Below are 22,835 nucleotides of genomic sequence, written 5' to 3'. Positions count from 1 at the left end.
TTCGCCGAGGATCTTTTTTGAATGTTTTCTCACGGCTTTTTTGTCAGTTCAAGCGTTGCTAAAATCAGCAGGGCCGACTGCAGGCGGCTTTTGCCGCTTTTCGCAAGCAACAGATGAAACGCAATCAACCAATTGACTTCATCCGAAAAGCGGTTCCGGGACCGTTCCCGGTCGACGACACGTGTCACGTAAATCATATCGACCCGTTCGGTTGTCTCAAGTAACGCCAGCAACGGGAAAATTCGATCCCAAATCCGCAATTCCCGCTCTTCCATCATTTCACACCAGGCTTGAATCCTTGATTTTTGATCGTCCATCGCACCGGATGTAGCTAAAATCTGTGCGGTCATCAACCGTTCGCTCGACGGCTTCATCCATCGTTCGAGCCATCGTTCGGCCTCATCGACCGTCTCGGTGAAGCGTTCCGGAAGGTTGCCCCCTTCCATAAGCGTTGACGTCACGACATATTGTTTCGCTAGATTGAGGACAGGGCGTGTCTGTCGAAGTTGTTCCACAATCGGAAAGGCATCGATGCCCTGTTCACGGTTCAAGACTTCGCCGAGAGCAAAAAATGGCCGGACCGCCTTTTCTTTAATGAAACGCCGTTTGATATGGCGCTCCGCCTCGATGACCCGTTCGAGCAACCGCTCCGGTTCGGAACTGTTGAGTTGGATATGCGAAATCAAGAGCGGTGTATACCGGCTGCGTAGAGCTGAAAACCGGGTCGTCTTCTGTTTGACGATTTGCATCATCCGGTCATACGCCGCTTTGTCGAAGACCGTATTATGAATCGTATATGACAAGGCAAAAAAGCGGTGAAAATCATGTGAAGATTCTCCGTGTAACGTCGAATAGGTTTCATTATAGTTCTCACAAAACAAACCGTACATGTCCCCGTCCTCCCTTCTCTTATATGTTCCCGCTTCCTGTAAAATCATTCCGCCTTTCTTCCATCGATCAAAAAACCGGAAGCCCTGCTCATCTTGAGGATGAGTTGACTTCCGGTTTATCAGACGCGTTGGCGGTCAAGGAGTCGTGCGAAGTATCCTCCATTTTCGACCAGTTCTTCGTGTGTTCCGTCTTCAACGATTCCGTCTTTCGTCACGACCAGAATCCGGTCCGCTTGACGAATCGTCGCCAGACGGTGTGCGATGATCAGCGTCGTCCGGTTTTTCGACAGTTCGGCCAGAGACTCCTGGATGATTGCTTCCGTTTCGGTATCAAGAGCCGACGTTGCTTCATCCAGAATCAGGATCGGCGGATTTTTCAAGAACATCCGGGCAATCGCCAACCGTTGTTTTTGTCCACCTGACAGCTTCAATCCCCGTTCCCCGATTTCGGTGTCGTATCCGTCCGGTAAATCGGCAATCATCTGTCCGAGATGCGCCCGTTCCGCCGCTTCCACGATGTCAGCACGATCGGCCGACAAATCGCCGTACGCAATATTTTCAGCAATCGTTCCCGAAAACAGAAAGACATCCTGTTGCACGATTCCGATTTGTTGCCGCAACGACGATTTCGTCATCTGCCGGATATCGATGCCGTCAATCGTAATGGCACCGTCCGTCACGTCATAAAACCTCGGAATCAGGGAACAAATCGTTGTCTTCCCGGCTCCTGACGTTCCGACAAAGGCAATCGTCTGTCCCGGTTCTACAGACAGGCTGATGTCTTTTAAAATCAACCGCTCGGCTTCGTAACCGAAGCTGACGTCATCAAACCGGATCGCCCCACGTAATGCCGAGACATGAATGGCATCCGGCGCATCCTTCAGTTCTTCATCATGATCAATCATTTCCAGGAACCGTTTAAAACCGGCCATTCCTTTTGGATACAGTTCCAAGAGAGCCGTAATTTTATCAATCGGTTTCAATAAGATGTTCATATAGAGAATGAATCCGACCAGTTCCCCGTAAGTGAGTTTCCCTGTATAGCTGAGATAGGCACCGACGACGAGAACCGCAAGCGTCATCAACCGGGTCGTCAGATAGATACCGGACAGACTCGTACTCATGACTTTGTAGGCATTAATCTTCGACTGCCGGAACGTCCGATTGTCTTTTTCAAACCGTGCCACTTCATGCGCTTCGTTCGTAAACGATTGGACGACACGAATGCCGGAGACACTGTCCTCCACCCGCGAATTGACCTCGGCAATGTTGCCGTACATCCGGTCCCACGACCGGTTCATCCGGACGTTCGCATAACTGATCAACCAGATCAGGAACGGAACGGCAATAATCGTCACCAGTGCAAGCGGCACATTGATCGTCAGCATGATCGAGAATGCACCGATTAATGTCATGACGGCAATAAAGGCATCTTCCGGACCATGGTGGGCCAGTTCACCGATGTCGAACAAGTCATTCGTAATTCGGCTCATGATATGTCCCGTTTTTGTGTTATCAAAAAAACGGAACGACTGTTTTTGGACATGACCGAATAATTGCCGCCGCATATCCGTCTCGATGTTGATTCCGAGCTTATGACCAAAGTAGTTGACGACGAACTGCATCAATGTACTGATGACATATAGGCCGAGTAATCCGACACTGACGAGAATAATCCAGTTTAACTCACCGTCCGGTAACAGTGAATCGATGAACCATTTGACAGCAAGCGGAAAAGCGAGCTCGAGCAAACCAACGAACAAGGCGGACGAAAAATCCAGCCAAAACAGTCGTTTATGCGGTATGTAATAGTGATAAAATCGTTTTAACATGCGAGTCCTCCTTCCAAATTATCTTTAGTGTACAGGATTACTGAAAATAATTCTCGTTTACAATTCTTTCTTCTTTTTTTGAAAATAACTCGAATTTCTTTCTCAAAAAATATATTTTAAAATAAGGTGAATCCCTGTCTTCTTATGACAAAATGGTAACAATGATTCGATGCCTCATCGAACAAGACTCACTATTTTGGAAGGGAGCCACACTACGTGAAAAAGACTTTTCTCACTTTGACGACACTTGCGCTGATCAGCTCAGCCACTGGCGTCGAAGCCGCATCAACGACACTCATCTTGACAGACAACGTCAACATCCGGACTGCTGCCACTACTTCCGCTCCTGTCATCACCACACTTAAAAAAGGAACGACGGTCACTGCAGTCAAAAAGACCGGATCCTGGTACGAAATTCGTCACCAATCGAAAAAGGCATTCATTACAGCCGCATACGTCAAAACGGTTCCAGCAAAAGCACCGACAACCACGACCTACATAACGAACACCTCGTCCGTCAACGTGCGTGAGAAAGCAACGACCGCTTCTAAATCGCTTGGTAAACTGGCGAAGAACGTCAGTCTTTCCGTTAAAAAGAAAACCGGTGAATGGTACGAAATCAATTACAAAAACAAATCCGCTTATGTCCATACGACACTGGTCACCGCTAAAACATCGACCGTGACGACAGGATCAAAACCGCCGGTCACGACACCGGTCACACCTCCTGTTTCAACGGCCGTCAAAGCTGTCGATTCGTCCAAGCAGTACGAAGTCAATGCTAAAGAAGGGCTAAATGCCCGCCTTTCCGCTTCGACGACAGGAAAAATCTATAAAACACTGGCGCACAAAACCGTCCTGAAAGTAACAGGTGCGGTCGATACGTGGTATCAAATTCAATTAGACGGCAAAGCACTGTATGTCGCCTCGAGTTATGTCTCAGCGACGGCTAAGGATGCACCGCCGCCCGCTCCTTCAACACCGGGTGTCTCTGTCAAACCGGTCGACCAGTCGAAAACGTATAAAGTCGATGCACCGACCGGCTTAAATGTCCGGACTGCTCCATCGACGGCATCGACCGTCTTCACACAACTTGCACACGGATCAACGGTTCAAGTCATGGGCGAAACGACCGGTACAAGTGCCGGTTGGTATCAGATTAAAATCGGTACCGCTTATTATTATGTGGCTAAAACCTACATCACGACCGGCTCTGTCTCTACTCCGGTGACACCACCCGTCACCCCGCCAACGACGACGATTCCGGCGTCAGGCATCATGGAAAAAGCCATCTCAATCGGTCAACAGTACCTCGGTACGCCATACGTCTGGGGTTCAAGCAGTCCCGTCAACGGTGGATTCGATTGCTCCGGTTTCATCAATTATGCGCTCAATACGGCCGGCTACAAAGTGGCCCGGACGAACGTCAATGGCTACTGGAACAATGACGGCTACCTCGGTCAAAAGTTATCGAAATTACGTCAACCGGTCCGCGGCGACATTATTTTCTTCGAAAATACGTATGCAGCCGGTCCGACGCACATTGGCATCATGTTGAACAACGATCAGTTCATTCATGCCAACACACCGTCACTCGGTATCAGTCGTCTGTCTGAACGCTACTGGACACAAAAGTTACTTGGTTTTAAAGCACTTTAATCCAACAGGACCAATCGGGAAGGTACCCGGTTGGTCCTGTTTTTTATGCCAATTCCGCTAACATTTCCTCAATTTGCCGTTTGAAATGACCGGGTGACAGTTGTATCGTCAATTCTTCCACTTCTGCTTGACGATCCAATTCGACTCCGGCCCGCATTGCAAGTGTGAGCGCGTATAACATCATCGCGTGATCGTACTCACCACCGGCCCGCCATAAGTGGGCATTCCTCCAAATTTTAGAAACGGCGCTCTGCAGGTCAAAGGTCAGTTCCTCTTTTGAATCATTCCACAGACAAAGATAGACTTCGAAATATCCGATGTAATGAAGACAGGCTTCAATCTCGACTTCGATCAGCCGTTCCCGTGCCACACGAATTCCGGCATAATCCTTGCGATGGACAGCAATCGATCCTTTCGTCAAATCGACAAGAATTTGATCAAGTGCCGTCGCTTCCGTGAATAAAAAGAAGTGCTGTAATTTTTCGAGTTCAAATTCTGCCGCTTCGTACTCCTTTTCCAAACTTAAAAACAGGGCGAGCAACCGGTGGTAGTTACTGACATCACTGTAGACACCCTTTTCCCGCATGTAGCGGATTCCTTCCCGTAAGAAAGCAATCGACTGACTCCAGTTATCATCAATCACACTGACACGGATTGCCTGCAACATTTGATAATCAAGAAATGTCTCATGCGCGAGCGGGACATCCTGAAAAATCATCATCCCGTCAATCTTCCGGTACGCTTCTTCATAGCGGCGCAGGAAAAATAAAAAATAGACTTTTGAAATTTGTACTTTAATCTGTTCATCCCGTAATCCAAGCTGTTTAAATACGTCTTCCGCCAGATCGAAGTAATGTAATCCTTTTTCCGTATCAGAAAAACGTAAAGCACTTCCATACTCGTAATAAACTTGTCCTTGCCAGTACGAATTGATGGCGGGCTCTAAATACGGCTCGAGCATCGTCGCAATCTGTCCTTCCGCATAATAACCGCTTGCAGCCGAATTGATTTTTTCAATCATCTGTTTCATTTCGACGGCACGCGGATCAATCAATAATTCATCGATGGAGACTTGCAGACGACTTGCGATCGATTGTAAGGCCGGTAAAGACGGTGTCGCTTTTTCGTTCTCGATCATACTGAGCATCGACTTCGTCATGACGCCGTCCGCAACATCAGACTGCGTCATTTTTTTCGCTTTCCGAAAACTTTTAATTCGTTGTCCAAGCATCTTTGGCACCTCACCTTATCCAATAAGTTAAATTAAATTTAACTTTTGTATTTACAATCATTCCCTGTTCCTCTAGTATAAAGGAAAGTTCAATTTAATTGAACAAAAAGGAGGAATCATGATGTCGAAAAATTTGCAACGGTTGCTGTTCGGTAAGTTTTGTTCGTTATTCGCCGCCAGTCTGTTTACGTTTGTCGCCGGTCTGACCGTGTTACGGGAAACGTCTTCCGGTCTTCAGTTCGCACTTGTCTTACTTGCCGGCACGCTGCCGAGGATTCTGTTATCTCCGGTTGCCGGTGTTCTATCCGATCGCTGGAACCGGAAAAAAATCATCGTCACGACTGAGGCATCGAGTGCCTTCATACTCACCGTATTTGCAAGTTACGCAACCTTTTTTCCTGTCCATACGATTCATTACATGATTGTCAGTGCCCTTTTGACTGCTCTGTCGACATTCCTTTCCGTCACCTTGATGAGTTCATTGACGCGTCTGCTTGATGATGCCGAATTACAGCGCGGTAATTCCCTCATTTCAAGTATCAGTTCCCTTTCCTCAATTGTTGCTCCGATACTTGCCGGTTTCCTGTTAGCCTTTGCGCCAATCCATCTTTTTGCCCTCTTGCCACTTATGTTATTCGCCTTCGCCGCGATTTGGAATGCCAGTCTGACATTTAGAACCATTCCTTCTGCCCGTGAAGAAAGCTCACCTTCATTTTGGACAGACTTTCAATCAGGCTACCGTTATTTGTTCAAACAACGTGTCCTGACGACACTCATCTTGATGGCACTTGTTTTGAATTTCTTTTTCATTGCACTCGAAGTCATCTATCCGATTATTTTACTCGATCATCTCAAGTTTACAGCTTTTCAGTTCGGAACGATTGAAGCGGCTTTAGGTGTGGGGCTCTTATTTAGTTCACTGATACTTGCCCTTCCTCGATTTACAATCAAGCGTCCATTAATGACATTGTTTCAGTCAATTGCTTTTGTCGGTATGCTGTTTCTTTCACCCCTGTTGCCGTTACTCGACATCGTTCCATCGAACTGGATATTTGGTTATTTTCTTATCTTCTCCTTCACGGTAGGGTTCATCATTCTCCGGGCAAATATTCCGATTCAACTGCTCGTGCAGCGTCAAACAGACCCTGTGTACTTAGGGCGGGTCATTGGCGTCATGGAATCCCTTGCGATGGGCATCATTCCACTCGGTATGCTGTTATTCGGCTTCTTAAGTGATTACGTTTCACTCACTCTGATTCTCGCCATCAGTTCGTTTGGTTTACTCGTAACGGTTGGTGTCGGATTCTTCCACTTGCGGCACGACGTCCGGACGGAACGTTTTACGAAGGACTCCCTTCCCGGACATGAAAAAACGTCCACCTCAGCGAGCTGAGATGAACGTACTTTATTCATTAAACCGTTGCTTTGACTGCATCCATGATCAGACGGAGTGATTGTTGTTTGGCTTCCTTGTCAGCAATCATCGAAGCAATCATCACTTCATCTGTTCCGTACGAATCTGCGAGATTTTGCAACTGACGTGCGACGTCCTCGGGATTTCCGACAATCATCCGTTTCCGGTTTTCGGCAATCCGGAACTGGTCTTGGAACGAGTACTGGTAAGCGGCTGCTTCCTCCGGAGTCGGTGTGCCTGTTGACGAGACACCTTTCTCAAGCAGGAGCAACGACAAATCAAGACTTGAAGCCAATCTTTCCGCTTCTTCCGTCGTTTCAGCACATGTCACGAAAATCGAGACGAGTGTCTGCGGTGTCGCGTTGAATGACGTCGCCATAAAGTTATGACGGTAATAATCCATCACTTCCTGCCCGCCTTGTCCGTTGATGAAGTGGGCAAAAGCGAATCCGAATCCGCGTTGTGCGGCATTCAAGGCACTGCCGCCGCTTGATCCAAGCAACCAGGCTTCTGGTGTCGTATCGACTTCCGGTGTTGCGACGAGTCCTACAAACCGGTGATCAGCCGGTGCACCGTCTTTCAAATAATCGACGAGATCATCGAGTTGAGCGCCGTAGTCGGCTCCGCCGAACCGCGGTGACGATCCTTCCTGAAGGGCACGTGTCGCGAGCGGCATGCCGCCTGGTGCACGACCGAGTCCTAAATCAATCCGGTTCGGTGCTAGTCCTTCGAGGACACGGAAGTTTTCCGCGACTTTGTACGGACTGTAATGCGGTAACATGACGCCCCCTGAACCGAGACGAATCTGTTTTGTGACGGCTGCCATATAGGCGATCAAAACTTCCGGACTTGATCCGGCAAGCGTCTTCGCAAAGTGGTGTTCCGACACCCATAACCGCGTATAACCGAGTTCATCGGCAATCTTCGCCAGTTCAACCGTTTCATGTAAGGCTTCTGACGGCGTCTGTCCTTTTGAGACCGGCGACTGATCTAAAATACTTAATTTCATTTATAATCTCTCCCCTTGCTGTTGACTTCATGTCTAAACTGTACGCCTGTCTGATAATCGAATGCAATTAAACTGCCTGTTTACCGGATGGCGACGTTTTCAATTTGAAATTCAGGGAACATTCTTAAAGTAGCCGCAACAAAAACTTAAAGGATGAGGTGTTTTTTATGTCAACGAATCATACATCAAATCAGGAAGCCGTCGAAACGGTCAAAAAATTAATCGATAAAATCGAAACAGCGATGCTGACGACTGTTTCTGATGAAGGGCTCGTCTCACGTCCAATGCAAACACAGGATATCGAGTTCGATGGCGATCTCTGGTTCCTTACATCAAAAGATACAGGCAAATACAATGAGATTCTCAAAAATCCGAACGTCAACGTTGCGTATGTCGATAAATCATATGTCTCGATTCGCGGAAAAGCAGAATTCGTCGAAGATGTAGCCCGTAAAAAAGAATTGTGGAGCCCGCGTTACGAAGCGTACCTCGGTACGACGTACGAAGATCCAAAAGTTGTCCTGATCAAGGTCAACACGGAAGGCGCCGAGTACTGGGAAACAGGAAACACGACGAAATCCGTCAAACAGCTGTTGAAAAAAGCGGTCGGCAACGACGACTCGAATGAAATCAACAAAAAAGTAGATTTAAAATAATTCTTGTTTGACCGAATCGCCTTATAGCGATTTGGTCTTTTTTTGTTTGAATTGGTTTTAAGCACGTCATCTGGTGTAACATACTACTATTAGTAATCAAGTTTATTAGCTAAAGGAGACGCATCATGGGAGAATTCATTACCTTATTAAAACGCGGTAACCGCTCGGCTCTGACCGCCGGTATCGTCAATTCGATTATCGCCATCATTAAAGCAGTTGCTTATGTCTTAACGGGAAACGTCGCTATGTTTGCCGAAATGATGCATACGTTCGGCGATGCCGCCAACCAGTTTTTTGTCTTCATCGGCTCCGCCCTCAGTAAGAAGGCGCCAACTAAACGGTTCCCGAACGGGTTCGGCCGTCTCGTCAACCTCGTCCTGCTCGGCGCGATTTTATTCGTCGGCATCATGGCTTACGAAACGATTCATGAAGGCATTGCCCATATCATTGAACCGACGGAGTCGACCGGTTTCTGGATTACACTGTCCGTCTTATTTGTCGGTGTCGTCCTCGAAAGCGGCGTCTTTTACAAAGCGATGCAGGAAATCGCCCACGATGCCCGGATCACGACAAAAGGTCCCAAATTGATTCTCGACAGCTTCCGTGCCTTAAAGCAGGCAAAACCGGCGACACGGCTTGTCTTCCTCGAAGATTTAGTCGCAACGGCCGGCGGACTCGTCGCCATGATTGCCGTCATCATCTCGCATCTGACACCGTTCCATCAGGCGGAAGGGATTGCGTCGATCATCATCGGACTGATGATGTTTTATGTCGTCGGCAACGTCTTTTTACAAAATGCGGCCGGCGCACTTGGTGAAGCAGATGAGACGATGGCCGCACGGCTCGGCGGTCTCATCATGCAGGATGCCGATGTCCGTGATATCAGTAAACTCGAAGTCATCAAGGAAGGGGATCATTTCCATGTCGAAGTTGAGATTGAAGTCGATCCGTCGTTGACGATTGCACAAGCCGATGACATCAAAGACCGGCTCGAACTGCAAATCCGGCTTCAGCAAGGGATCACCGATGTCACGATCGGGTTTGACGAAGATGATAAAATTCAGCAGTATATCGTTTCCACGAAGGAAACCCTTTGATTCCGTTTACACAAGAGGTCATGGCTATCATCCGTTCGATTCCGGCAGGACGCGTCATGACGTACGGTCAAGTCGCCCGGCTTGCCGGAAACCCGCGGGCAGCCCGGCAAGTGGCACGGATTCTCCACAGCCTGAGCCGGACGGAACACCTGCCGTGGCACCGCGTCTTAAATGCCAAAGGTGAAATTTCACTGGACGGTGACGAACAGCAACTGGCACTCGAGGCGGAAGGAATCGTCTTTGATCGTCCCGGGAAGTTATCGTTGTCCCGTTATCAGGTCTGAACAAAAAGGAAGTAAACCGCATGTGCGGCTTACTTCCTTTTTTCATGCTTTTTCTTTCATTTGGCGCACTACTTCTGCTTCGAGTTGCGGCTCCGGCGGCAACCATCCGTCCGGCTTCATGACCTTCTGATCCGATTCCCGGAAAATCGGTTGGCCGTCCGGACCGAGTTTCGCCATGTTGGCCTGTTGGACGATTTCGAACAACGGCCCCGGCTCAAGACCGGCTTCAACAAAACTGCCCATGATGAAGTACAGGGCATCCGTCAAGGCATCACCTTGGCCGACGAGCCGTTCGACTTCCGTCACTGGATAGGTTTCCTTCAGTGATTTTTTAACGGCCTGATCGAGTCCTGCCTTAAACGTCTCGATGGCAGCTAAAAACTCCGTTTCGTTTTGCGACGACTGATGCAGGAACTCGACGACTGCTTCTTCTGCTGTCCAGGTCGCCCGTTTGACACCGCGGTCGAGCGGAATCACTGTCGGTTGAACCGCCCCCGGATGATGGAACGTCTGATGGAATTGTTTGACGTCCTGATAGTAGTTCGGTTGTTTCATATCGATCACTCCCCTGTTCCGTTTCACTTTCACACGGTTTCCATTCTAACAGGTTTCAAGGGATTTCTCGACCGTCCGCTTACCGGACGAGATCCAGCAGACGCATACCGCGTGTAATCAATTCTTCCCGTTCGACCGATGTCTGCTTCAAACGGTCGAGATCAGCGATTAGTCGCGGCTGATCGACTTCATCGGCCAGTTCGAGCAACTCCAGGCGGAGTAACCAAGCATCCGGTAATTGATTGAGTGTCCGGTCAATCAACTGTGGCAACAATTGACGGTCAGCCCGTCCTTCCCGCATTTCCCGAACAGCTTCAAAGATCGGGTCGGCTGCTGTCAACGGACGTTCAATCCGTTCGAATTCGACTGTCTCAGGAATCGGTTTTAACGCTTCGACTTCTGTTCCTGGGAAAGCTGATGTGATTTCACCGACGACCAGTTCCATCCGGTCCATCGCTGTTGTTTGACCGGCATTTGTCACCTGCGCGTCTTCCAGAATGACGAGTGCCCGATGACCGTTAACATTTTGAATCGCTGAAATTTGTCCTGTGAGATGAACTGTCCCTTCTGTCCAGTCGAGTTGCTCTCCGACTTTGACTTGCATCAGGACTTCATTCAGTTCTTGTCCGTGAAGGAGTGTAAATCCTTCCGGATGATCGGCGAGCCCTTGTCCTGTCAAAACTTCACCGTTCGCAGCAAGCGCTGTCGGACCGGTCAGCTTAACGAGGTGCAGAGATTCATGGATTTCCTGTGTTTCCGGCACACCGACAAGCGAGACGCCGCTGTCAAAGACAAGCGTCGAAAGATTGCCCGACTCGACGGCTTTCGTTAATCCGTGGATGCCGCCGCGGACATATGACATCGTTTGCGCGAACTCTTCCAGCGCATCACGGAGCTGTTCGAATGATTCGCAGACAAACAGTTCTTTTTGCATGCTCGTGACGTCATGCTTCGTCGCCAGTGCTTTTTCAAGCGAAAACGGGTGTTTGACGACAGCGTCCGTCAGACAGTGCCGGCTTTCACCGACCGATGACAGAAGACCGGCTCCGTAGATTTGCGGATTGTTGATGTCACCGATCAGACCAAACTCAACCGTCCACCAGAAGAGACGTGAAATTTCATTGGCTTCGGAAATCCCTTTGACGTGGGTCCGGGTTTCAGCAAGGACGATTTCCGCCTGCTCGATATCAGCCGGCGTCGAGAACGGACTTTCCTTGACGATCGTCAGCTTCTTCAAGGCTTTGAAGACATCATGCTCCGCTTTATGGTTAAAGGCATGTGCTCCGATTTCACCGAAGCGGCGGACAAATTCCGCGTACGTCGGATTCATCAGGATCGGCGCGTGCCCTGCCGCTTCGTGCAGAATGTCCGGTGCCGGTGTGTAGAGAATGTTGTCGACCTTACGGATATCGGTTGCAATCGGCAACAGTCCGTGACCTTGGAAATCAAAGAACGCGACACCGGGAATCAAACCGTCGACAGCGACCGTTCCCCAGCCGCCACGACTTAAGTTTGCCGTCATCTCCCGGACATCCGGAATCCGTTCCGGACTGATGCCGGATGCTGCGAGTCCTTCGAGGTATGCCGGATGCGCCGTATCTTGTAACGTATTTAAATTCAGTCGCATGACGTAACGCCAGACCGCATGATCCGTCGGCGTGTAATCGTCGTAGTGCTGTGGCGCGACGTGTGGTTGTAAGTGACTTGGAATGATTGGTGTAGACATATGAATTTCCCCCTTAAAAGTAGATGAACAACAAAAAGTCCCTGCCGAACAAAGATGTTCGACAGGGACGACGAAAGGCCGCGGTACCACCCTGATAATCTACATAAATATAGATCGCTTCATTACGGGATAACGGTTTTCTCCGCTTGCGTGGCAAGAGACTCGGAAACTGTAATTCGATCCAATCTGTGTACACGTTCGCAGCGCCACGTGCTCTCTGAAACAGGGAGATTGTTTCTACTTCGGTTTCGTCTTTGTCCATATCTTTCATTCTGTTATGCTGTTATGCTGTTAGCAACTAAAGTGTTGTTAAGGAGGACTATACGCTTACTTTTGGCTTTCGTCAATCGCTTTTTTTCGTTTAAATCGGTTAAAGGTTTTGTCCCGGACTGATTTTTGTTCAATCGACAGCGATGTGACATGGCGACGAAGCGCTCCGTTCAGCCGTTTTTCAAACAATTCCAGTTCCTGAATCCACTCGTTCATCGCGACGACGATTGGCAGGATTTCCATGATGATTTCCTCTTCCAGTTCGTCCCGGTCAAGGAAAGAATGTTTGACGAAGGCGATGTTTTCTTTGACGAGATCTTCCATCGCCAGCGGTTCTTCCGTCAATAACAGGTCGTACGTCAACAAGACTTTTTCCTGCCGCTGAGCGATATGCATCAGGTGATAAAACAACTCGCTCCGCAACTCATCAGCAATTGAATTCAACGCCTTCTCCCGCTCACGGAACCGTTCTGCCGTCGCAACACCCCGTTCCAGACACGACTGCATATGTTGCAGGATGATTAAGTTCCGCAATAATGAGACATGCCGCTGCCGGGATCCGCGAATTTCTTCGCGGTGTAAGTTGAACAGCGTCTTCGTCTCGAGCATCAAGCGACCCATTTTGTCGATTGCTGACCGGTATGGCGTGACTTTCCCTTCAAAGGCAATCGCCCGGGTCACGACGAGTAATTTTTCGAACAGTTTCGAAGCTTTTTGATAATAAACATTTCCGTAACGCGGCGGGAAAATCAACGCGTTGACACCAAGTGCACACCCGATTCCGAGCATGACGAGTAAGTACCGGATCAGGACGATTTGCCATAACGGATCGGTCGCCCCTTCGACACTTTCCAAAATGACGATAATCATCAAGACGACGTGGGGAATCGTCCGGCCGAAACCAAATGCCAGTAAAATCGAGATGGCAGCCATGATGACAATTCCGATTGCCAGTGGATTAGCAGGATTATCGCCTAAGATCCAGAGTGAGACGAGCGTCAGGAAGGCTCCGATCAGGTTAGCCTCTGCTTCTTCGAGGAATTGTTTCCATGTCTGATACACGGACGGTAATAACGTGGTAGCTGCCGAAATCGCAGGTAGGATCGGGCTTAGATTAAACAGGTTGCTGATAATCAGCGCCAAAATGACCGCAAGTCCGGTCTTGATGGTACGTGGTCCAATTTGTAAAGACTGACCGCCCATATACAAACCTCCTTCTTAGTGGGGATACGCCCCCTATTCTTGCTCTAATACCCGAAAAAGGCAATTAAAAAATCACTCCAAGTCGCCTTGGAGTGATTTTATCAAATAATTTTTTCTTACGAAGCTTTTGTTCCCGTACCAGAAGTCATTTCTTTTTTCGCAACTTCTTGATCGACGAGCGGTTTTTTCAAAATCGAGAGGATGGCAGCTCCGACAAGTGCTCCGATTAAGATGGCACCAGCGTAGCTGAGAACGGCCATTAATGTGCCTGATGGTCCGTCAAGTAATGGGAAAACGAACACACCGCCGTGTGGTGCCGGAAGCAACACACCGAAGACGATTGTCAATGCACCGGCGATTGCTGAACCGATGACGCTTGACGGGATGACACGAAGTGGATCGGCTGCTGCGAATGGAATCGCACCTTCTGTGACGAATGAAGCACCCATTGCGTAAGCAGCGATACCTGCTTCGCGTTCTTGCGGTGTAAATTTCTTACGGGCGAACAATGTGGAAGAGAAAGCGACGAGAAGCGGTGGAACCATACCACCTGCCATGACGGCTGCCATGACTTCCGTGTTTCCTGCTGTTAAAGCGGCTGTTCCGAAAACGTAAGCCGTTTTGTTGATTGGACCACCCATATCAATCGCCATCATCGCTGCGACGAGCATACCGAGCAGGATGGCGTTACCGCCACTGAGACCGTTGAGTGAATCTGTCAACCATGTCATGAACGCAGCGATCGGTTCGTTGATGACAAGCAACATGATCATCCCTGTGATGAATGAACCGAACAGCGGGTAAAGCAAGACCGGTTTGATTCCTTCAAGAGCTTTCGGAAGACCTTGCAAGACTTTGACAAGTAAAAGAACGACGTAACCGGCAAGGAAACCGGCGATCAATCCACCGAGGAATCCGGCATTCCCTTGACTGGCGAGGAAACCGGCAATCAAACCTGGTGCGAGACCCGGTTTATCGGCGATCGACATCGCGATGAATCCGGCAAGAATCGGAATCAAGAGACCAAAGGCAGCTTTACCGATTGACATTAACTGAGCAGCAAATTCATTGTAGGACGGATCTTCCGGATTGGCTGAGTTGATGCCCCAGAAAAAGCTGATCGCGATTAAGAGTCCGCCGGCAACGACGAGTGGTAACATGGCGGATACCCCGCTCATCAGGTGTTTGTAGAAACCGCCGCGGGCTGGTTTTGAGCTGTCGCTTGAACCGCTACCTTTATAGACCGGCGCATCCTGTTTGACAGCACGATCAATCAGTTCTTTTGGTTTACGGATTCCTTGAGCGACCGGAACTTCAACGACATGTTTCCCGTTGAAACGATCCATCTCAACGGCTTTATCGGCAGCGACGATGATGGCTGTCGCTTCTTGAATATCTTGACTTGTCAGACCGTTTTTCACGCCGGTCGAACCGTTTGTCTCGACTTTGATGCGGACACCCATTTCTTCCGCTTTTTGACGGAGGGCGTCGGCTGCCATATACGTATGGGCGATACCGGTCGGACATGCTGTGACGGCGAGAATGTACGGTGCATCTTGGGCAACATTTGACGACGAGACGTCGACCGGACCTTCTTCTTCCCGTTCTTTGGCTTCGATCGCAGCGATGACTTCATCTTCCGAACGAGCGGAAAGAATCGTATCACGGAACTTCATGTCCATCAGGTAGACAGACAGTTTTGATAATGTTTCAAGGTGCGCGTTGTCGGCATTTTCGCCGGCTGCAATCATGAAGAACAAGCGGCTTGGTTGTCCGTCAAGTGCTTCGTAATCGATTCCTGTCGAACGTCCGAACGCGATGGCAGGTGATTTAACGGCTGCCGTCTTCGCATGCGGAATCGCGATTCCTTCACCAAGTCCCGTCGTACTTTGGGCTTCCCGGGCCAAAATGGCTTCGCGGTAAGCCGAGCGGTCATTTAATTTTCCGGCACGATCGAGTACATCCACTAATTCATCGATGACAGCTGCTTTATTCGACGAACGTAAGTCGAGTTGGATCGTATCACGTGTTAACAGATCTGTAATTTTCATGAGTTTGTCACTCCTTTTAGGATTGAATGAGTTCAACGACTTGGACATCGGTCAATAAACGGTCAATATCTTCTTTTGTACATAAACCAAATGAGTAAGCGGACGCACTGCCTGTCGTGACGGCGTAACGGAACGCTTCTTCCGGCGGCCGTCCGAGCGCGTAACTGGCGACGAATCCTGCGACGAGTGAATCACCGGCACCGACTGAGTTGATCAGCTTACCGGCTGGTGTGTTCGCCGTGTAGGCACCTTGCTGATTGACGAGTAACGCCCCGTCACCTGCGAAAGAGATGATGACATTTTCCGCGCCACGCTCGACAAGTTGTTGCGCGTACGGAACCGCCATTTCTTTTGACGTAATCTCGACATCAAAGATTTCACCGAGTTCGTGATGGTTCGGTTTAATCATGAATGGACCGAGCGGTAAGACTTCAAGCATCGCTTCCTTCGTCGTATCGACGGCGAATTTCACGCCTCGTTCCGTCAGGACTTGTGCGATTTCCCGGTACAAATCCTGCGGCAGGCTGCTTGGAATGCTTCCTGCGAAGACGACGATGTCACCTTGCTGCATCGTTTCGAACGCAGCCAGTAACGCCTGTAATTCTTCATCTTTAATCTTAGGACCGGCTGCATTGAGTTCCGATTCTTGATCGGCACGGATTTTAACGTTGATCCGTGTTTCGTCAGCAATCGGTGTGAAAGCGGTCAAGACGCCTTGTTTTTCCAGTTCGTTACGAATGAATTGCCCCGTACTGCCACCTAAAAATCCAAGAGCTTCCGTCTCGACGTCGTAGTTTCTTAAGACGAGCGAGACATTGATTCCTTTTCCACCTGCTACTTTTTCCGCTTGTTCCACACGATTGACTTGTCCTGCCTCAAATACCGGCAATGTGACGTAATAATCGATCGATGGGTTGAGTGTCAGTGTATAAATCATTTCGCGTTCACCACCTCTGTATATTGACTGTACTTCGCTTCTTGTTCACTTGATGTCATCGTAATGATCGTTGCCGCTCGCAATGACGCGACCCGACTGAAACTGATTTCATCGAGTTTCGTCTCATCGACTAACACATAAGACTTTTTCGCTAACTCAATCGCGGTCTTCTTAACGAGTGCCTCTTCCGGATCTGGTGTCGTAAAACCTTGAGTCGGATGAACACCGTTCATCCCAAGGAAAGCGACATCAAAATGGTAAATCAACATTCCTTCACGTGCATTATACCCAACGAGTGCCTGGGTCGAATGCTTGAGTTGCCCTCCGACGACGAACGTCGGGATACGGTGATAGAGTAACGTATTCGCTAGAGGAAGACTGTTCGTCACGACTGTAATCGCCTTTTGTTCGAGATGCGGAACGATCGCGAGTGTCGTCGTTCCTGCATCGAGATACACGTACATCCCGTCTTCGATCAAGTCAGCCGCAGCTTGCGCGATCCGGTCCTTCTCTTCGACGAAACGGTCACTTTTCTCGAAATAACTCGGTTCATCAATCTGCATGTGATTGGCCGTCGCTCCGCCGTGAACCCGCCGTAAATGTCCGGCTGATTCAAGTTGTGATAAGTCCCGGCGAATCGTCGACTCACTGGCTCCTGTCTGATCCACGATGGTTTGCATTTTGACGACTTCTTCCCGGGCAAGCAGCTCGAGAATCAGTTGATGGCGTTTTTTCGTTAACATGAGTTTCCCTCCACATCCTTAATATAAAGCGTTTACATTCAAAAATCAATCAAAAACATTCATTTTTTTATGTTTTTCGTTAAAAAACCTTCAAAATACGACTTTATTCGACAATAACATCCTGTTATACATCCATTATACATCAAAAACGGTCATTCCGTGACCGTTTACACAAAAAAACCGCTCATCACGTGAGCGGTTTTAAAGAGTACGGTCATCGAATATTCATTTTTACGCTTTGACGTGATTTTGCAAATGACCGATTCCTTCAATCGAGACATCGACGACATCCCCGTCCCGGAGATACGTCGGCGGTTTCATGCCGTGTCCGACGCCGGCCGGTGTACCGGTCGCGATGATATCCCCTGCTTCAAGTGTCATCCCACGCGACACCTCCGTCAAAATCGTTACGACATCCCGGAGCATCAGTTTCGTCGAACCCGATTGCCGCAATTGACCGTTGACCCGGGTCTCAACCAATACATCCGTCGGATCAAAGCTGTCTTCCGTCACGATAACCGGACCGAACGGGCAAAACCCGTCAAGTGATTTGCCGCGGAAAAACTGGACATGCTCTTTTTGCAGATCCCGTGCCGTCACATCATTGACGATACTGTAACCGAAGACATGATCCAGTGCATTTTCCGGTGTCAAATCACGACCGGACGTCCCGATGATGATGGCAAGCTCACCTTCGTAATCGAGTTGTTGTGTCAACTCCGCATGTCGCTCGATTGCTTCAAACGGACCGACAATGGAGCTCGGTGCCTTCGTAAACAGGACAAACTTCCCGGCTCCTGCCGTGTCCATCTCTTTGATATGATCGGCATAGTTCTTCCCGACACAAATCACGTTGCGCGGTGGTATGTAGGGTGCGAGTAACCGGATCTCATCGTTCAACCGTGGTGCGACATCCAGATCAAGATCCATCTCGAATCCCCGTGCGATGACTTCAAGTAACGAATCCGTATAAACCTGCGTTGTCACATCGTACCGGAAACCTGCTTCCTCGACCCCAATCCGTGACTCTCCTTCTTGCTCAAACCGAAACCATTTCATGACTATTCCCCCTTTTTTTCCAGTATACCGAAAAGTCTCCGTGACCGTCTGCTTTCACGAAAAAAGAACCGCCCGAAATACGTCTCGGACGGTTCTTCTTCAGGCAATGCGACGGGCTAAACGGTCGACAAGTGCCTGTGATTCTTCATTTAATGAAACCAAATCGACTGACAGACCGGCTGCCTGATATTTCAAGACAACCGTTTCAATCGCTTCCGTTGCCGAATCATCAAACAAATGCGCCTGCGTAAAATCAAGCGTAATCCGTTCGAAATCGTTGTCTGCCGGCAAATCGAATTGTTCGACGAACGCCGTCGTCGACGCAAAGAAGATCGGACCGTTGATCCGGTAGACGACGTTTGTCCCTTCGACCTGACGTTTGACAGCAATCCGCGAAATTTTCGACGCAAACAGAATCGCGGCGAGTAAAATCCCGACCAGTACGCCCATCGACAAATCATGCGTCAGGACGGTCACGAGGACCGTTGCCAGCATGACAGCGGAATCGCTTTTCGGCGAATTTTTCAGCATTTTAAACGATCCCCAGTCAAATGTCGCGTACGACACAAAGAACATGACACCGACGAGGGCCCCCATCGGAATCGTCATCAGTAAATCATTCATCGTCACCATCAACAGCATCAGAAATGCTCCGGCTGTAAAAGTCGACAAACGACCGCGACCGCCGGATGTGACATTGATGACCGATTGCCCGATCATCGCACAGCCCGGCATACCGCCAAAGAATCCGGCCACGATGTTGGCGATTCCTTGTCCACGGGATTCGATTGCTTTATTCGATGTCGTATTCGTCATCTCATCGACAATCCGCGCCGTCAACAACGACTCGATCAGACCGACGAACGCAAGCGACAACGCATACGGGAAAATGATTTGCAGCGTCTCAAGCGAAAACGGAACATTTGGCAGGAAGAAGTTCGGCAGCGAAGCTGAAATCTGACCCATGTCGCCGATGACACGTGTATCGAGCGAAAAGGTGACCGTCAGGATGGTCATGATTGTAATCGCGACGAGTGGTGCCGGGATGACTTTCGTAAACCGCGGGAAGATCAGGATGATCGCAAGGGACGCCGCGACCATCGCGTACATGATCCAGTTCTGTCCTTCAAACTGCGGCAGCTGCGCCGAAAAAATCAAGATGGCCAAGGCATTGACGAACCCGACCATGACGGCCCGGGGAATAAAACGTAATAATTTCGCGACGCCGGCAAGACCTAAAATAATCTGGAAGATCCCTGCGAGAATACCGGCCGCCAGTAAATAATCGACGCCATGATCTTTAACGAGCTGGACCACGACAAGCGCCATCGCTCCGGTTGCTGCCGAGATCATCCCCGGGCGGCCGCCGGCAATCGAGATGATGATGGCAATGATGACGGACGCATATAAGCCGACCATCGGATTGACTCCGGCGATTAAGGAAAAGGCAATCGCTTCCGGAACCAGTGCCAAGGCAACGACGATACCGGATAACAAATCTGCTTTCGGTTGCAGAACCCATTCTTTTCTCCATTGTGAAAACATTTAATTCCTCATTTCTTGTGTTTAACATACATCGTTTTATAGTAAGAGGTTTTGCCTGAAACAACAAGTCCTTCTTTACTGAAGACGCGTCCGGATCCGGACGATTTCATCGACCATCTCCTGATAACGGACCATGATTTCCTGACCGGTGAAGATCGGATCTTCCGCCAACGTTTCGAGTGCCCGCTTCAACAGATGGATTTTCGGTTTTTTCCGTTCCAATAATTCTTCGTAAATGAAATCAAGCACCTCGTCATGGGCTTCTTTTGATTCCTCTGAAATGACAGACAGTGTGATCAATTGCTTCATATGAGCATTCGTCTTCTCGAATAAATCTTTCCGGATGACGACCTCATCTTGCGGACGGTCGAGCCAGACCGACAGGAAGCGTGGCGGAATCAATTGTTCTTCCGTCCGGCTGACATCTTCGACGAGATGCGTCAACCGGTTGAAGACATAGCGGACGACCCGCTCCGGTTGCGTATTTCGTTCCGATTGCCGGAAGAAGTACATCGCATATTGCAGCATGCCGGTATAAATGACTGCTAAATCGAGCAGATACGGTGTTTTCGCTTCTCCGAACAAATCGCGCAACCGGTGATAGGTCCATTCGATTTCGAGCAGCCGGTTATTTTCCATGAACGCTTTTAATTCTTTTTCATTCGAAGCAATCGCTTCTTCAAACAACGTATACAGTTTGTACTTCTGCATCAGTTCGAGGTAGCAGTTCCCTTGCTGAATGAATGTCTCGTAATCCGAGACGTCGCGTCCGACCAGGATTTCTTTTCGGGCGTTACGCATCTTTTCGAAGACGGTGTTGAAGACATCAATGAACAGTTCGTTTTTCGACGAAAAATAATTATAGAATGTTCCTTTGGAGACGACACTTTGATCTAAAATGTCCTGGATCGAGGTTGACTGGTATCCTTTTTCGACGAACAGTTGGTAGGCAGCATCAAGGAGCTGTTTCTTTTTCGGGTTCATATCATTATCCTTTTCTTTAAATGATCTGTTTTTCAAAAATCATCTATATACTTTAGTGTATAAAGCAAATAATTTGTAATGTTTTGCTTCAGACGGTAAGATAGCTAAGTCGTAGAATCAGTGTATAACAAAATAGACTTACTGTACAAAAGGAGCATAACGAAATGCAATCAACGAAGCAATCATCTCGTCTTTATTTAATCTTAGCGGTCTTGATGGCCGGCGCCTTCGTCGCCGTCCTGAACTCGACGCTGTTAAATATCGCTTTACCATCCATCATGAAATCATTCCACATTGAAGCCAGTACGGCGCAATGGCTGACAACCGGCTATATGCTGGTCAACGGAATCATGATTCCGACGTCGGCTTTTCTCGTTCAAAAATTTTCGACGCGCCAGTTGTTCTTAACGGCGATGGGCTTATTCTCCATCGGTACCATCGTCGCCGGTCAAGCGGATCTGTTTCCGGTCCTGCTCGGCTCGCGGATGTTACAGGCATCCGGTTCCGCCATCATGATGCCGCTGTTAATGAACGTTTTGTTAAACGGCTTCCCGATCGAAAAACGCGGACAAGCCATGGGGATTTTCGGTCTAGTCATCACGTTCGCACCCGCCATCGGTCCGACATTATCCGGTTGGGTGCTTGAACATTATGAATGGCGGATGCTGTTCCATATCGTTACACCGATTTCTCTTCTCGTTCTGGTCATCGGATTTTTCTTATTAAAGAAAGAAGTCGTTACAAGCACACTCCGTCTCGAAAAACTTTCACTTGTCCTCTCGAGTTTCGGATTCGGTGGATTACTGTACGGTTTCAGTTCAGCCGGCTCAACTGGTTGGGATTCTTTCACAGTCATCGGTGCGCTTGCAATCGGTGTCATCAGTCTCGCCTCGTTCATTATACGCCAATTCCGGCTTGATGAACCGATGCTTGAGTTCCGGATCTTTAAATATCCGATGTTTGCTTTATCGCAGGCGATTTCAATGGTCTTGAACATGTCGATGTTCTCCGCCATGATCCTGATGCCGATCTACGTCCAGACGATCCGCGGCATCTCACCATTCCACTCCGGACTCTTGATGTTGCCGGGTGCACTCGTCATGGCCTTCATGTCGCCGATTACCGGCCGACTGTTTGACCGTTTCGGTGCGCGGATTCTAGCGATGATCGGATTATCGCTGACGGTTCTGACGACCTTCTTCTTCAGTCGTCTGACTGCGGATACAGCGTATTCATTCCTCGTCATCATGTATACGTTACGCTTCCTCGGTATTTCAATGGTCATGATGCCGGTCATGACAAACGGGTTAAACCATATCCCGCAACACTTGACACCGCACGGGACAGCACTCAATAACACGTTGTCGCAAGTCTCCGGTGCAATCGGTTCAGGACTGCTTGTCACCGTCATGACAACACGGACCGCCGGGTATGCAAAAGAATTGGCAGCAAGCGCTACGCCGACGACCAATCCGCAAACGATCATTACACAATCGATGGTCGAAGGCATCAACGATACGTTCTTCATCGCTACGTTGCTCGCATTACTCGCTTTAGGGTTATCCTTCTTCATTAAAAAACGGAAAGTCGATCAAGACGTCATTCACATCGAAGAAGCACGTGAAAAAAAATACGCATAATCACCAAACAGGTCGTTTCTTCTCATGTCGAGTGAGAGGAAACGACCTGT

Annotated in this window: 19 protein-coding genes and 1 other annotated feature; of the genes, 6 read left to right on the top strand and 13 right to left on the bottom strand. The window is 49.0% G+C overall.

Translation table 11 applies throughout. The features are described 5' to 3' along the window. Window positions 1–29: 29 nt before the first annotated feature. Entirely contained in the window at window positions 30–890 is an 861-nt protein-coding gene (locus N7U64_RS09760; RefSeq protein WP_318929664.1) for a DUF4003 family protein, read from the bottom strand. Between the two features lie 119 nt (window positions 891–1,009). After that, complete coding sequence (locus N7U64_RS09755; protein ID WP_318929663.1) at window positions 1,010–2,722, bottom strand: ABC transporter ATP-binding protein; 1,713 nt, start codon at window positions 2,720–2,722, stop codon at window positions 1,010–1,012. Window positions 2,723–2,938: 216 nt separating this feature from the next. Between N7U64_RS09755 and N7U64_RS09750 the strand changes: the two genes are divergently transcribed. Beyond that, the gene (locus tag N7U64_RS09750; protein WP_318929662.1) at window positions 2,939–4,381 is read left to right on the top strand and encodes an SH3 domain-containing protein; all 1,443 of its coding nucleotides are present in this window, start codon (window positions 2,939–2,941) and stop codon (window positions 4,379–4,381) included. Window positions 4,382–4,424: 43 nt separating this feature from the next. On the opposite strand, the gene N7U64_RS09745 is transcribed toward N7U64_RS09750, so the two are convergent. Beyond that, on the bottom strand, window positions 4,425–5,612 hold the full coding sequence (locus tag N7U64_RS09745) for a helix-turn-helix transcriptional regulator (protein ID WP_318929661.1): 1,188 nt from the start codon (window positions 5,610–5,612) through the stop codon (window positions 4,425–4,427). Window positions 5,613–5,733: 121 nt separating this feature from the next. On the opposite strand from N7U64_RS09745, the gene N7U64_RS09740 reads away from it, so the two are divergent. After that, complete coding sequence (locus tag N7U64_RS09740; RefSeq protein ID WP_318929660.1) at window positions 5,734–7,005, top strand: MFS transporter; 1,272 nt, start codon at window positions 5,734–5,736, stop codon at window positions 7,003–7,005. Between the two features lie 19 nt (window positions 7,006–7,024). On the opposite strand, the gene N7U64_RS09735 is transcribed toward N7U64_RS09740, so the two are convergent. Continuing rightward, on the bottom strand, window positions 7,025–8,035 hold the full coding sequence (locus N7U64_RS09735; protein WP_318929659.1) for an LLM class flavin-dependent oxidoreductase: 1,011 nt from the start codon (window positions 8,033–8,035) through the stop codon (window positions 7,025–7,027). A 167-nt stretch (window positions 8,036–8,202) separates the two neighbouring features. On the opposite strand from N7U64_RS09735, the gene N7U64_RS09730 reads away from it, so the two are divergent. From N7U64_RS09730 to N7U64_RS09720, 3 genes are all read left to right on the top strand, one after another. Beyond that, complete coding sequence (locus tag N7U64_RS09730) at window positions 8,203–8,691, top strand: pyridoxamine 5'-phosphate oxidase family protein (protein ID WP_318929658.1); 489 nt, start codon at window positions 8,203–8,205, stop codon at window positions 8,689–8,691. A 125-nt stretch (window positions 8,692–8,816) separates the two neighbouring features. Beyond that, complete coding sequence (locus N7U64_RS09725) at window positions 8,817–9,788, top strand: cation diffusion facilitator family transporter (RefSeq protein WP_114596208.1); 972 nt, start codon at window positions 8,817–8,819, stop codon at window positions 9,786–9,788. Beyond that, window positions 9,785–10,072 (top strand): MGMT family protein, encoded by a 288-nt coding sequence (locus tag N7U64_RS09720; RefSeq protein WP_114596209.1) that lies wholly within the window; start codon window positions 9,785–9,787, stop codon window positions 10,070–10,072. The genes N7U64_RS09725 and N7U64_RS09720 overlap by 4 nt, the downstream gene beginning before the upstream one ends. A 42-nt stretch (window positions 10,073–10,114) precedes the next feature. On the opposite strand, the gene N7U64_RS09715 is transcribed toward N7U64_RS09720, so the two are convergent. The 9 genes from N7U64_RS09715 to N7U64_RS09675 all read right to left on the bottom strand — a co-directional run bounded on the left by N7U64_RS09715 (window position 10,115) and on the right by N7U64_RS09675 (window position 21,145). Next, complete coding sequence (locus N7U64_RS09715; RefSeq protein ID WP_318929657.1) at window positions 10,115–10,627, bottom strand: hypothetical protein; 513 nt, start codon at window positions 10,625–10,627, stop codon at window positions 10,115–10,117. A gap of 79 nt (window positions 10,628–10,706) precedes the next feature. Next, complete coding sequence (locus tag N7U64_RS09710; RefSeq protein WP_318929656.1) at window positions 10,707–12,353, bottom strand: aromatic amino acid hydroxylase; 1,647 nt, start codon at window positions 12,351–12,353, stop codon at window positions 10,707–10,709. Window positions 12,354–12,413: 60 nt separating this feature from the next. Beyond that, window positions 12,414–12,617 (bottom strand) — a binding site (T-box leader). A 63-nt stretch (window positions 12,618–12,680) separates the two neighbouring features. Then, the gene (locus tag N7U64_RS09705; protein ID WP_012369962.1) at window positions 12,681–13,826 is read right to left on the bottom strand and encodes an FUSC family protein; all 1,146 of its coding nucleotides are present in this window, start codon (window positions 13,824–13,826) and stop codon (window positions 12,681–12,683) included. 116 nt (window positions 13,827–13,942) lie between these two features. Further along, window positions 13,943–15,877: a fructose-specific PTS transporter subunit EIIC gene (locus N7U64_RS09700; protein ID WP_318929655.1), complete on the bottom strand. Its 1,935-nt coding sequence runs from the start codon at window positions 15,875–15,877 to the stop codon at window positions 13,943–13,945. Window positions 15,878–15,893: 16 nt separating this feature from the next. Next, complete coding sequence (gene pfkB, locus N7U64_RS09695) at window positions 15,894–16,814, bottom strand: 1-phosphofructokinase (protein ID WP_318929654.1); 921 nt, start codon at window positions 16,812–16,814, stop codon at window positions 15,894–15,896. After that, complete coding sequence (locus N7U64_RS09690; RefSeq protein ID WP_318929653.1) at window positions 16,811–17,557, bottom strand: DeoR/GlpR family DNA-binding transcription regulator; 747 nt, start codon at window positions 17,555–17,557, stop codon at window positions 16,811–16,813. Before N7U64_RS09690 ends, pfkB begins: the two co-directional genes overlap by 4 nt. Window positions 17,558–17,788: 231 nt before the next feature. After that, window positions 17,789–18,616 carry a fumarylacetoacetate hydrolase family protein gene (locus N7U64_RS09685; protein ID WP_318929652.1) on the bottom strand — a complete coding sequence of 276 codons (828 nt, stop codon included), beginning with the start codon at window positions 18,614–18,616 and terminating at the stop codon, window positions 17,789–17,791. Window positions 18,617–18,715: 99 nt separating this feature from the next. Next, entirely contained in the window at window positions 18,716–20,161 is a 1,446-nt protein-coding gene (locus N7U64_RS09680) for a SulP family inorganic anion transporter (protein ID WP_318929651.1), read from the bottom strand. Window positions 20,162–20,236: 75 nt separating this feature from the next. Then, window positions 20,237–21,145 (bottom strand): TetR/AcrR family transcriptional regulator, encoded by a 909-nt coding sequence (locus N7U64_RS09675; RefSeq protein ID WP_012369956.1) that lies wholly within the window; start codon window positions 21,143–21,145, stop codon window positions 20,237–20,239. Window positions 21,146–21,309: 164 nt separating this feature from the next. On the opposite strand from N7U64_RS09675, the gene N7U64_RS09670 reads away from it, so the two are divergent. Continuing rightward, the gene (locus N7U64_RS09670; RefSeq protein WP_318929650.1) at window positions 21,310–22,785 is read left to right on the top strand and encodes a DHA2 family efflux MFS transporter permease subunit; all 1,476 of its coding nucleotides are present in this window, start codon (window positions 21,310–21,312) and stop codon (window positions 22,783–22,785) included. Window positions 22,786–22,835: the final 50 nt, after the last annotated feature.

Source organism: Exiguobacterium sp. K1 (assembly GCF_033721435.1).
Taxonomy (GTDB): Bacteria; Bacillota; Bacilli; order Exiguobacteriales; family Exiguobacteriaceae; genus Exiguobacterium_A; species Exiguobacterium_A artemiae.
Note: the sequence above shows the minus strand (reverse complement) of the source record. Positions and strands in the feature narration are given on the sequence as shown.